This window comes from Runella sp. MFBS21 (genome assembly GCF_029433105.1).
Taxonomy (GTDB): Bacteria; Bacteroidota; Bacteroidia; order Cytophagales; family Spirosomataceae; genus Runella.
The window spans coordinates 44,152-57,463 of sequence record NZ_JARNTW010000014.1 but is presented as its reverse complement, the minus strand read 5'-3'; the positions used below and the strand labels follow the sequence as shown (position 1 = coordinate 57,463).

Below are 13,312 nucleotides of genomic sequence, written 5' to 3'. Positions count from 1 at the left end.
ATACGCATCTTTCTACCGATACTTCGCCATTGCCTCTTTGATTTTCATGACTCGGTTTTCGGGACTTGGATGGGTACTTTGAAATTCCGCAGGGCGGTTAGGCCCACCTGCTTGCGCCAAAATATCCATCACTTCTATCATCGCCTCAGGATTGCGACCAGTAGCCACCATGTATTTTACGCCAAAATCGTCTGATTCGAGTTCATCGTCACGACCATATTTTAGATTGACGAGGTTGGCCACATACTGTGCGATGTACGCACTTCCATTAGGAGAATTGGGATCAGATAAAGCCACTGAAGCCGCTCCTGCCAATCCTCCCAAAAGGTCTTGCTTGGCCATTTGCTCGGCAGAGTGCCGCCCTACCACATGACCAATCTCATGCCCAAGCACGCCCGCCAATTGATCTTCGCTTTTGAGGCGTTTGAGCAAGCCCATCGTAATGAAAATTTGCCCTCCTGGCACGGCAAAAGCATTAATAGTTTCGGGGTCGGCCAATACATGAAAGTCAAATTGATAAGGCGAATTTTTTACTTCCGTATTTTGTACAATTCCTTGTCCTACCTTCTTGACCAAAGCCTGTACTTTAGTATCTTGGTATAAACCACCAAATTCAGCGGCCATTTGGGGAGCACTTTGTAATCCCAAGGCAACTTCTTCTTGCGGGGTAAGATTTACGTGTTGTTTTTCGCCCGTCACGGGGTTCACCTGAGTTTTACTAAAATATCCAATCAAGGCCACGATTGCCATAATAATGCCAACCAACAATCGACCTCCAAAACGTGAACGTCCCATAGTAGTAAATCCCCACCCCGACGGGGAAAGTTAATGTTTGAATTACCTTTTTCGGGGAAAGGTATAATATTTAATTATAAAAGCAAACCCGCCAAAGTAGCCGACATATAAGAGGCCAACGTACCACAAATCAACGCTTTGAAGCCAAGACGAGCCAAGTCGGAGCGACGATTAGGAGCCAATTCACTAATTCCTCCTACTTGGATAGCGATAGAACTAAAATTAGCAAAGCCACACAACGCAAAACTTGTGATAGCGATGGTTTTGGCATCAAGAGTATCCTTAATATGTACCATATCAAGGTAAGCGACAAATTCATTAATAACCATTTTGGTACCCATCAACGCTCCCGCTACTTCTACGTCTTTGGAAGGGACACCCATCGCCCACGCAAATACCGAAAACACCTTACCCAATAAGAAATTGAGACTTAGAGTAGGGAAAGCAAACAAACCACCGATTTTTCCCAAGAAGAAATCTAGTAACCCAATCAAAGCAATAAACCCAATGAGCATCGCAATCACATTGAAACCTACCTTCAAGCCTTCACTTGCTCCGGCAGCAATAGCGTCAAGCAGATTGGCATGAGATTTTTTGATTTCCAACTTTACAACTCCCTTTGTTTCGGAGGTTTCGGTTTCGGGAAATACAATTTTTGAAATGACCAATGCCCCCGGAGCCGCCATCAAACTTGCCGCAATCAAATAGGGAGCAGGTACACCCAATTTAATATAGGTAGCCATCACGCCCCCTGCAATACAAGCAAAACTACCCGTCATAGAAGCCAACAGCTCGGAATTAGTCATTCCTTTTAAGTAAGGCTTAATCATAATCTGAGCTTCTACTTGGCCTACAAAAGCACTCGCTACGTTGGACAAAGCCTCGGCGCCACTAACGCCCATGAGCCACTTCATGAGTCGCGCCAATACCGCCACAATGCGTTGCATGAGGCCGATATGATAAAGGATATTGACCAATACCGCCACGAAGATGATAGTAGGAACGATACTAAAGAAAAAAATGAAATCATTGCCAGCGCCAAAAGCTTTGTTGAGAATCGAAGGTTTTACCAGAGGACTAAAAACAAACTCCGCACCTTTGTCAGAAAAACTCAGGACTTTTTGAACTCCTTGTCCCAACCAATTGAAGAGGGTTTGGCCAATTGAAGTCTTGAGAATAAAAACCGCTAGCCCAAATTGAAGGCCAAGCCCAACCCCTACGGTACGGTAATTGATAGCTTTTCGGTTGTTGGAAAGTGCGTAGGCAAGGCCTAAAATCAAAATAATACCAATCAGTCCAGTAAAACGTTCCATGAAGTGTGTTAAATAGCGCTTAGTGTCGGTTAATAGTTGGTTAAATCAAGCGAGTAAAGATAGGAATGCTTTTGTTTTTTTGGTAATTCTCCCTCTTTTTTCCAAAAAAACGTTTGTCATTATGAATCTTTATGGCTTACAAACGGTCTCTTCCTACCAAATTCAAAAAAATTAACCAGTCTGTCAAGATATTTTTAGCTTGCCAAAAACAGAATAAAATAAATATCACTCTCCAGCACACCTTTTTTATACATAACAAGCTCATTATAATACATTTACGAATCTCATTGTTCTTCTTAAATCTTTGTTCTCATAGCATTTCTTTTCTAAAACGCCCCCCCCAAAAAACGCCTTAATTTGTCTACTTTCTAACAGTTCAAAAAAATTGCACTTTGTTTTTTTGTATAATTCTCTCCTATATTTGACAGTAATTTATGGGACTAAATCAACCCACCATGTCGAAAAACTTAGTAATTGTAGAGTCGCCGGCCAAGGCCAAAACCATTGAAGGGTACCTCGGAAATGATTTCACGGTCAAATCAAGCTTCGGTCACGTTCGTGATTTGCCTGATAAGGACTTAGGCGTAGATGTTAAAAATGGATATGCTCCTGCTTACGAAATTTCACCCGAAAAAACGAAGGTTGTCAATGAGTTAAAAAAAATAGCCAAGTCATCAGATGAGGTTTGGCTAGCTACTGACGACGACCGTGAGGGAGAAGCTATTTCGTGGCATTTGAAGGAAGCATTAGGGTTGTCAAACAATACCAAACGAATCGTATTTCGTGAAATTACGAAAGGTGCTTTACAAAAAGCGATTCAAAATCCACGCTCTATCGATATGGACTTGGTGAATGCTCAGCAAGCCCGACGGGTATTGGACCGTCTTGTGGGTTATGAACTATCACCGGTACTTTGGCGCAAAATTAAAATAGGTAACAATAGTGCTTTGTCGGCAGGGCGGGTACAATCGGTAGCTGTGCGCCTTATTGTAGAGCGTGAACGTGATATAGATGCTCACGAATCTAAATCTTCTTATAAAGTAACAGCGCGTTTTGACCTCGAAGGCGGCAAAGTGTTAGAAGCAGAATTGCCCAAAAACTTTGAAACTGAAGCAGAAGCTCGTACTTTTTTAGAAAAATGTAAAGGAGCTACTTTCAGTATTCGAAATCTAGAAGTAAAACCCGGCAAGAAATCGCCTGCACCACCTTTTACCACTTCCACCCTTCAGCAAGAAGCTTCTCGCAAGTTGAGTTTTTCGGTATCCCAAACCATGACCGTCGCCCAAAAGCTTTACGAAGCTGGGAAGATTTCGTACATGCGTACCGACTCCACCAACCTGTCGGAAGAAGCGCTCCAAAAAGCCAAAGACCAGATTATCACCGAATACGGACAGAAATATCATTATCAACGCGTCTATAAAACCAAATCAGAATCGGCTCAAGAGGCCCACGAAGCCATCCGCCCTACTAATTTTGGGGAACTCAAAGCCAGCAACGACCGCAACGAGCAGCGTTTGTATGAATTGATTTGGAAACGTGCCATCGCTTCCCAAATGTCTGATGCGCAACTCGAACGCACCATTGCCACTGTCGGGATTTCGACCACTAGCGAAGAACTTATAGCCCAAGGAGAAATCATCAAATTTGACGGATTTCTGAAAGTTTATTTAGAATCTAAAGACGACGAAGAAGAAGAAACCAAAGGGATGCTTCCTCCGCTCAAGATTGGACAATCATTATTGCTCAATTTTCTCAAAGCAACCCAAAAATTTTCGCGCCCCAAACCTCGCTTTACGGAAGCAAGTTTGGTCAAGCAACTAGAAGAAATGGGCATTGGGCGTCCTTCTACTTATGCTCCTACTCTCTCGACCATTATCAAGCGAGAATATGTAGTCAAGCAAGATAAAAAGGGACAAGAAAGAGAGTTTAAAGAACTGGTTCTGAAACAAAACGAAATCAAAGAAACCAAAGGAAAAGAAAATTTTGGTGCTGAAAAAGCAAAATTATTCCCCACCAATACAGGCATGGTAGTGAATGATTTTCTGGTTGAGTTGTTTCCTGATGTGGTTGACTATTCGTTTACTGCCAATGTCGAAAAAGAATTTGACGAAATCGCAGAAGGTAAGCTTTCTTGGCAACAGATGATTGATGGTTTTTATCAAGGCTTTCATCAAAAAATCGGAGAAGTAGAAGGCTCCAAAATTCTTAAAAAAGCAGAAGCAAGAGAGCTAGGACTCGATCCCAAATCCGGAAAGCCTGTTTCGGCTAGAATTGGGAAATTTGGACCCTATGTCCAAATTGGCGAAGCCACCGAAGACAGCAAGCCCCAATACGCTAACCTCAAAAAAGGTCAGCTCGTCGAAACCATTACCTTAGAGGAAGCTTTAGAGCTGTTTGCCCTTCCGCGCGAAGTTGGATTTTTTGAAGATAAAGCTATGATTATTGGCGTCGGTAAATATGGCCCTTATGTCAAGCACGACGACAAATATTATTCGCTCGACCGCAACGACGACCCCTATACGGTAGAAGCCGAACGCTGCATAGAAGTGATTCGTCTCAAGCGTGGCGACCTAGCCAATGAAGGCGAAGGCCTCGGTGAGCTAGAAGGTAAACCTCTCACCACAGGTACTGGTAGATACGGACCGTATGTCAAACATGATGATAAATATTATTCTTTACCTAAAGGCAAAACCTTACAAAGCCTAACGAGAGAAGAAGCTTTAGAAATCATTCAGAAAAAACGCGAAGTCGAAAACAATAAAACCATCCGTGAGTTTCCCGAGAACCCAACGGTAAAAGTATTGAGAGGTCCTTATGGTCCCTATATTGCGGTAGGCAAGCGAAATATCAAGATTCCAAAAGATACTGATCCTACTACACTTACATTAGAAGATTGTCTAAAATTGGCTGGGAGCTAAACTTTAAAGACTTTTCTAAAATCTCAACTTAGCGTCGCTCGTCAAATACGGGCGGCGCTTTTGTTTAACTTGCAAAATCCTGAAATAATTTTCTGATAAAAATCAACTATTTAGTTTGCGTCAAAGACGCAGCACCATTGTTTACCCCAAGTGATAGTTTGGGGTAAGCTCTTTTTGTACCATAGGCACTGCATTTTCAGTTCAAAATCTTAAACAAATCACTTAACTATTTTATCGAAAAATAGTCGTAAATTAGTCATTTCAAACCACTTATCATCCCTAAACACTTAGCACATGGATCAACGTATCATAAACCTTTTTGATGAATATACCCACAAGCCACTTAAAAGAGATGATTTTTTACAACGTCTCACTACGCTCACAGGTAGCACTACAGCAGCAATGGCGGTTTTGCCTTTATTAGAAGTTAACTATGCACATGCCACTACTGTCAAACCTAGTGATGAGCGTCTAATCACCGAAAATATCACTTATCCCGGAGAAGACACCCAAATGAAAGGCTATTTGGCACGCCCAGCTGCTCCTGGCAAATATCCTGCCGTAGTAGTCATCCACGAAAACCGTGGTATCAATCCTCACATAGAAGACGTGACAAGGCGGGTAGCGTTAGCGGGATTTATTGCCCTTGCACCCGATGCTCTTTCGCCTTTTGGAGGCACGCCTGCCGACGCCGAACAAGTACGTACTTATTTTGGTCAATTGGACGCCAAGAAAAACCTTAGCAATTTTGTCAAAGCTTTTGATTATCTGAAAGGTCGCAACGACTGTACTGGCAAAACGGGCTGTGTGGGTTTCTGCTGGGGCGGAGCGATGGCCAATCAGCTAGCAGTCAATGTACCTACCCTCAATGCCGCCGTAGCCTACTATGGGCGTCAGGCCGAGGCCTCTGATGTGCCCAAAATCAAAGCTAGTTTGATGCTACATTATGGCGCGCTCGACGAACGAGTCAATGCGGGTATTCCGGCCTATGAAGAAGCCCTTAAAAAAGCGGGCACTGATTATCAACTCTACATATACGAAGGGGCACAGCACGCCTTCAACAACGACACCGCTCCCACTCGCTACAACGAAGCCGTTGCCAAATTGGCCTGGGAACGAACGATTGGGCTTTTTAATAAGAAACTAAAATAAGGTATATTTAAAAATATTTTTGTCCCTTCCATTATTTAGCACTTTTTAAATAATGGAAGGGGCAACTTTTTTTGTGCGCGTGTTTATCCCATTTTTTTGAATTCATTTTCTCTTATTAAAAATTCCAAAAACATGAATTGGTTGATTTTGATTGTGGCAGGCTTGTTTGAAGTAGCTTTTACAACCTGCTTGAGTAAAGCCAAAGAAACCACTGGTACTACTGCTATGGGCTGGATGGTAGGTTTCTTTCTAAGCCTCATTATTAGTATGTATCTTCTTTACAAAGCCACGCAGATTTTACCCATGGGAACAGCCTATGCCGTGTGGACAGGTATTGGTGCGGTGGGGACGGTACTGATAGGAATCTTATTTTTCAAAGAATCCACTGACTTTTGGCGTTTGTTTTTCATTTTTACCCTTATCGGTTCCATTATTGGACTAAAAGTAGTATCGCACTAAGTTTTATAAACTTTCCCCATAAAAAAGCCCTTCCAATACTATTTGGAAGGGACTTTTTTTTAACGGAGTGGATATAAGGAAAAGCTGCTTGAATTAGTTGCCACGGCGGCCTCCGCCACCTTGGCTACCTTGGCCACCTTGACCTCCTGCCGAGTCTCCACTATTGTCGCCACCTTGTTTGGAGTCATCGTTGTTGACACTTTTCTTACGTTGGAAGAAGTTGCCGTCGAAGCTCATTTTTCCAAAACGCTTGCGGAAAGTGATACGGAAACCACGGTTATACATTAAGTTGACCTGCTCTTGGGTAAATACATTGCCAGGGGTATTGCTTTCCAAGTTGGTACGCTGACGGAAAGCATTCTGTAAGAAGTTTTCAGCACCAAAACCAAGGCTTGCTTGCTGTTTTTTGAATTCTTTCAAGATATTGAGACTATATCCCATGAATCCCCCTCTGGTACCTTGAAGTTGGATTTCGCGAGCTCGTCCAAAACCAAACAATTGAGCGCTCCAATCTTTGCCAAGCTGATACTGAACTTGACCAAAGAGATTGAAAGTCCAGTTTTGATTGCTCACTCCCAATGCTGGACTATTAAGAGTAATATAGCGAACGTCTACGTTACCATTGATAGTAAGGGTACGAATGGGCTTCACCATCGCAAATACGTTAAACCCATAGGCGCTATTGCTACCGATATTTTGGTAGGTTGTCAACAAAGTGTTATTGCTTATCACAACATTACCCACACTTACACCTTGTGCTTGCGTAAGCTGATTAAACAATTCCTGTCCTCCTCTAAAACGTACCGTTTCAATGGAGTTGGTAGTCAAACGAGTATAAGCTGAAAAATTGAGCGTAGTTGTTTTGAAGAAAGTACTCAAATTGACTTCAAAGTTGTTGGTATATTCTGGATCCAAATTGGGGTTACCAAACGATACATTGAAAGGGTCGCTTTGCGAAACGTTAGGATTCAAAAATTGCACCGAAGGGCGTTGGATACGGCGGTTGTAGCTAAAACGAATGGTCTTACCACCTTTGAGGCTTTTTGACACTGTTACACTTGGCACTAACGTACCAAAATTTGGCAAATTCACTTTAGGGGCATCTTGGTATTGAGCGCCAATTTGAGTGTATTCATAGCGAAGCCCAGGTTTGAAACCCCACTTATTGGTAGTTTGGAACAAGAAAGACAAGTAACCCGCAAACACATTTTGATCATAGCTAAAGATATTGGTACGTTGCGGATTGGCGATATAATTACCTCTTCCTGTGCTATCGTAGTTGAAGCGAAAATCACTTTCGATATGACGCAAAATCATCTTGGCACCTGTTTCGATTTGGGCATATTTGCTCAAAGGATCTTGGTAGTCAATCTGCAAAGTACGCTCTTGAGTATAACTCTTGTTGGGGTTGCTTTCACGATAAAAAATCTCTCCTGCCGAAGCACCTCTGTATTGGTCACGAGTGTAGCTATTGTCACCAGTATTCTGACTTAGCTGTGCCAACACGCTAAACTCCTTGTTTTCTTTTTCAAACTTACGGGTATAATCAAAGTTGACATCTAAGTTGTTACCAATATTTTTGGTATCAATTTGATTACCAAACGTAGGCGTAGTCACCGTTCCAAAAATGCTGTACGATTGCTGGGTATTTTCAAGATTGAACGCCCTACGGCTGTTACGCACACTCAAAGTAAAGTTATCTTTGGTAGTAGGCGAATAGTCAAGACTTAATTGCACATTGCCAAAGCCTCCAAGTTGCTGTCCGTCGTTTTCTTGGCGCGTACGCAAAAAGTCACCTGAAGGAAGTTGACGACTGATATTGATATAACCACCAGTAGGCGGGTACATCATACGCCCACCACCGTTGATGGACACACCCAATTTTTTGGTGCGAAGGTTCACATTCCCAAATAAATTGCTAGAACGGTTTCCTGCGGCCACGTCAATCGAGCCTGTAATTCCTTGTAGCGTATTTTTCTTGGTGATGATATTGATAATCCCCGCCGAACCTTCGGCATCATACTTGGCAGAAGGAGATGTAATCACTTCAATCGTCTTGATTTGATCCGAAGGAATCATTTTCAAGGCATCTGCCACGCTGTTTGCTACAATGGTAGAAGGTTTACCATTGATAAGCACTCTGATGTTTTGGCTACCACGCATCGACACGTTTCCGTCGAGGTCAACCGACAACATCGGAACCTTACGCAATACATCTCCGGCATCGCCACCGGCATTAGAAATGTCTTTTTCGGCATTGTATACCAATCTGTCTACTTTATCTTCAACGATAGGTTTTTCACCTACTACTGTCACTTCTGCCAAACTCCGAACATCTGGTGGGAGATTGATATTCCCTAAATTTTGTTCTTTATTTCCTTTGCCTATCGTAAGCTTAGCTACTTCAAAGTTTTTGTAACCAATGAAGCTCACCACAAACTTAAACTCTCCATCAGGCACACCTTTGAGTAAAAATGCTCCTTTTACATCCGTCACACCACCATCGATAGGCTTTCCTGATTTTACCTCAAAAAGAGCCACAGTAGCATATTCGACGGGCTTACCAGTTAAAGAATCAAGGACTATTCCAGATACACGACCATTGCCACGGGGTAAGTCAGGCATTTGTTGCTGTTGTTGTTCTTGACCAAATCCCCGGTTTCCACCGCCTCCACGACCACCGCCTCCAAACCCTCCACCACCTGGAAACTGAGCTTGAAGCGAGTAAGAAAAACCTAATACGGCTGTTAAAACGTAAACAAACTTTTTCATTAGAATTATTTAAGTGAGTATATTGTTCAGAAGGATTATCTACTATTTATGACAAAATTTCAGGTACAAATGTTGCACCTAAAGAGTTAGGAATTGGAGAAAAACGACCAACTACAACCTAGACTCGACTAAACAGGGGAGAAATATAGACGAAAATTAGTCGAACAAGGGCCAATTGACACCAAAGCCCAACGAACGCCCCACAACGGGATAATAAGGAGTAGAAAAATAACCAGGGTTTAGTAACCCTTGTGCCGCATTGGCCATTTTTACAAACAATCTGACTCGTTTTATGCGGGCATTGAGAAATAATTCCGAATAAACTACACCCTCGGTTTTGATACGATTTTGGAGAAAAAACTGCTGCGTAAGCGGCATATAATCATCCGCATAATAAGCCGACTTATAGTGTATCTCTGCCCCTACTTGAAGGTACAGCACCTTGGCATAGATAAAATCAAAAGAAGCACGGAAGTTGGCAAAAAAGCGTGGAATACGAATGATATCGTTGTTGGAAGAAAGAGTGTAATAGGTGTGAGCAATGAATTGAAATTTACGAGGCTTCCATTCAGCAATTCCCCCTACCCTCAATATACTAAAAGGAGAAGCAAATTGCCTCACCACCGCTGCCGTATCATAATAAAGATAATTGTTGATTAAATGATAGTCCAAGCGAGGGGCCAATTTGATGGTATTTGTATTAAAATTTATCTGCCCATAAATGTTGTTGGAGTTCATCAAATTAAAATCATTTTCCCACCGCAAATGATTGCTATGGTAATATTGCTGAAGTAAAGTTGGCGACGAAAATACTGAATAATAACCCGCCGAAAACCATTTACTTATTATTTCACCTTTCAGCTTAAAGTCGCGTCCCAACAAATACTCAAACTCAGCGGTGGCTCGCTGTGTGCTGTCTTTTAAGTAGTACGCAAGCCAAAGCCCTACAAAGTTTTCGAAGCGTCGCCGAGTAGTAGTGCCATTTGTGGAGTCAATAGCCACAATGGTTTGAAGCGCTGTCAGCTTAGGAGGGGTTATTAGGTTATGGTTTTCAACCATACTCACAATACGCTGACGATAGTGCGCTCGATAATTGAATCCTTTGTATCGGCCTTTGATACCAAATTTGTTTTCAATCAACCTAAACTTTACTTCCTGACGCGTGCTAGTGGAGTTGTACAAATAATCATAATATGATAAAATCGGAACTTTGGAAAAAGTAGGGAATCTCGTAGTACTATCAGGATAATAAACCCTATAAAAACCGTAGGTCTGTGCATTGGCTAAATTGGCATCCGAATATACATTGATTGTTCGTTTATAGTCAAAAATGTGATAAAACTGTAAACCAGGCACCCAAGCATATTGATGATAAACGTGCCAATTGTTGCGTCGTTCCCACGATTGGGCCGTTTTGAGGATAGCCGAGGGATTATTGTATTCTATCGTCCCATTTCTAAAATTGAGACTATCGGGGGTCATTCCACCTTGCTCATAAGCACTGTGATTAAGGTGGTTAAACTGTCCCAATAAAATATACTTATCGTTTTTGGAGCGGTAGTTACCATGAAATACAAAGGCCCAGTTTTGCGTAAGGTTTACTTGCGAATCTGACGACCCACTCGTACCAAAATACTTGTTGGTAGTAAAGCGTTGCGCATTGATACCTAGATTAAGACGAGGCGTAAGGTTTTGGCTATGGTCAAAGCGAGCAATGTTTTGCCCCAATCCACCCAAAGTCAAAAAGAGATTGGTATAAGGTGATTTGGTATCATAAAATTTCACCTCATTGATAGGGTAAGCGTAGGGGGTATAGGCTTCATAACCAAACTGCGTACCAATCTGCTCAACTGGTCTGAAAAACACAAAACGAGAAGCTGTTCCCAAATTTCCCAAATCTACCAATTGATAATCAGAACGTTGAACAAAATTATAGCGATGAAAAGCATCGTAAGAAGTGTCAACTCGATAAAGTGCTTTCACATTGTTAAACACATCCTCTTCCAACATGTATTTGGTAGTATGGGGGCCATATATCATTTTGGTAGAGTCGTCAATCTGCACTTGCCCACCTTGCCCCATCCCTCCTTGGGTCTGCCCAGAACCCAACGAACCACCCGACGGAAGCCTGATTTGCCCCAACGCTGAGAGGGCATAAAAACCGAAGAAAATAATGTACAGCCACTTTTTCACGCCGCAAAGTTAGCAAAGTTTTGGGTCTCCGATGAAGCCTGCTCGTTTGAAGTATGACTTTTCTAGATTTCACTACTGACTATCAGTTTTTTAGTGAAATATTTTCGCTAAAATTTAAGGATATTTAACCTTTTTAGTTTTCGGTTAGGGAATAACTTTACAGGATGTTAAATTTGCTTAGTGTTCAGCCAAACAAAACAAAGCTCATGGCAAAATATGCTTTTACATATCATCAAGAGATTGGACATCAAGGCCAAAGTCTAGTGCCTCATTTTCCGGGAGGGCTATCAGGGGTCACTATTGGCCCTGGCTATGACATGGGTAGCCGTACACCTTCTGAGATTTTTGACGACCTTACCAAAGCGGGGATTCCTTCTTATACTGCCGAAAAGCTTATGGAGGCTGCCTACAAAACCGGCCCCGAAGCACAAGCTTGGGTAGAAGCTCATCGGCATGAGCTTGCCATTACTGAAGCCCAACAAGAAGCCTTATTTGACCATGTATTGGTAGACGAATACGAACGTAGGGTTCGGTCACAATTAGTGGATTTTGCGAATCAAAATGACTCCGTCACTCACGATATGATAGCATGGGAAAATCTATCTGAAAAGCAAAAACACATTTTATTCGATTTTGCGTACAACCCCGGTCTGAGCAAATTTCCAACTTTGACCGAGGCCGTACTACAAGAAGACTGGGATACAGTAGCGATTTCTTTTGAACGGTTTTCGGCGGGGGAGCCATTGGCTTATCGCAACGATATGTTTTATAGTACTTTTCTTGACCCCAATGCTCCTCCCTTACCTTCCGATACCGAAATCGCCGAAGTCATAGAGATTGTCGAAACCCCCGACACCGAAACCATAGAAGAAGTATGGGAGAATGATTTATATACCGAAATACCCACTTCTATGGAATCTTTTTCCGTTCCAGAAATTGAATCTGACAAAACACTCGACAATCTCCTCGATGAACAGAATTGGCATCTATAGGGGCGCTTAATCACCCAATGGTTTTACCATAATATCTTTGTAATAAACCTTGCTCTTGGGGTCGTGGCCTTGCAACGCAAAAGTTCCACTGCTCAGTTTTCGGTCGCCATTTTTGGGTTCGTCAGGTTCAGTATACTCAATGACGGTTTTGTCGTTGATTTTAATGGTAATCTTCTTCCCTTGTACAATAATGTGCTCGGTGTACCACTCATTATCATTCACAAATACATCTTTCAGATCCTCAATACCGTACAAACTACCCGTACGTCTCCAATCGGTGTGAGAATTGTTTACTTGTATTTCATACCCTTTTGAAGGCCACCCTTTTTCTTGGTATTGGGTATGAATATATATCCCAGAATTAGAGCCTGGTGTGGTCATGACTTGGGTTTTGAATTCAAAATTTTTGAAGTTATGATTACCCACGGGGCCATCATAAAAAATGTGTGCACGAGGGCCATTGACCACAATCGCCCCATCAGCCACGCTAAAAGTACTGGCATTTTCGCCTACTTTCCAGCCTTCTAAAGATTTACCATCAAAAAGCGAAATCCAACCATCTTTCTTTTTCTTTTGTCCAAAACATAGACTTACTGACAGCAATATCAGAAGGCTACCAAAATACATCGTTTTTTTCATGAGGTTTTTTAGATTAAGATTAATACACGATGTATAAAGGGGAAGAATGGATAGAAATAACCGTACGACTCAAAAAATC

General features: G+C 42.1%; 9 protein-coding genes. 4 read left to right on the top strand and 5 right to left on the bottom strand.

Features of this window, described 5'->3' with window-relative positions; genetic code table 11:
- Positions 1–12: 12 nt before the first annotated feature.
- A complete protein-coding gene (locus P1X15_RS22360; protein WP_277340364.1) occupies positions 13–795 on the bottom strand; it encodes a M48 family metalloprotease in 783 nt (260 codons plus the stop codon).
- Positions 796–869: 74 nt separating this feature from the next.
- Positions 870–2,108: a NupC/NupG family nucleoside CNT transporter gene (locus P1X15_RS22355; protein ID WP_277340363.1), complete on the bottom strand. Its 1,239-nt coding sequence runs from the start codon at positions 2,106–2,108 to the stop codon at positions 870–872.
- 455 nt (positions 2,109–2,563) lie between these two features.
- On the opposite strand from P1X15_RS22355, the gene topA reads away from it, so the two are divergent.
- The 3 genes from topA to P1X15_RS22340 all read left to right on the top strand — a co-directional run bounded on the left by topA (position 2,564) and on the right by P1X15_RS22340 (position 6,637).
- Positions 2,564–5,026 carry a type I DNA topoisomerase gene (gene topA, locus P1X15_RS22350; protein ID WP_277340362.1) on the top strand — a complete coding sequence of 821 codons (2,463 nt, stop codon included), beginning with the start codon at positions 2,564–2,566 and terminating at the stop codon, positions 5,024–5,026.
- Between the two features lie 294 nt (positions 5,027–5,320).
- Positions 5,321–6,178 carry a dienelactone hydrolase family protein gene (locus P1X15_RS22345; RefSeq protein ID WP_277340361.1) on the top strand — a complete coding sequence of 286 codons (858 nt, stop codon included), beginning with the start codon at positions 5,321–5,323 and terminating at the stop codon, positions 6,176–6,178.
- Between the two features lie 132 nt (positions 6,179–6,310).
- Complete coding sequence (locus tag P1X15_RS22340; protein ID WP_273212177.1) at positions 6,311–6,637, top strand: multidrug efflux SMR transporter; 327 nt, start codon at positions 6,311–6,313, stop codon at positions 6,635–6,637.
- Positions 6,638–6,730: 93 nt separating this feature from the next.
- Here P1X15_RS22340 and P1X15_RS22335 read toward each other — a convergent pair whose 3' ends face one another.
- Positions 6,731–9,409 (bottom strand): TonB-dependent receptor domain-containing protein, encoded by a 2,679-nt coding sequence (locus P1X15_RS22335; protein ID WP_277340360.1) that lies wholly within the window; start codon positions 9,407–9,409, stop codon positions 6,731–6,733.
- Between the two features lie 156 nt (positions 9,410–9,565).
- Positions 9,566–11,602: a putative porin gene (locus P1X15_RS22330; protein WP_277340359.1), complete on the bottom strand. Its 2,037-nt coding sequence runs from the start codon at positions 11,600–11,602 to the stop codon at positions 9,566–9,568.
- A gap of 206 nt (positions 11,603–11,808) precedes the next feature.
- Here P1X15_RS22330 and P1X15_RS22325 point away from each other — a divergent pair, with 206 nt between their 5' ends.
- A complete protein-coding gene (locus P1X15_RS22325) occupies positions 11,809–12,594 on the top strand; it encodes a pesticin C-terminus-like muramidase (RefSeq protein ID WP_277340358.1) in 786 nt (261 codons plus the stop codon).
- A gap of 6 nt (positions 12,595–12,600) precedes the next feature.
- Here P1X15_RS22325 and P1X15_RS22320 read toward each other — a convergent pair whose 3' ends face one another.
- Complete coding sequence (locus tag P1X15_RS22320; protein ID WP_277340357.1) at positions 12,601–13,233, bottom strand: DUF1080 domain-containing protein; 633 nt, start codon at positions 13,231–13,233, stop codon at positions 12,601–12,603.
- Between the last annotated feature and the right edge of the window lie 79 nt (positions 13,234–13,312).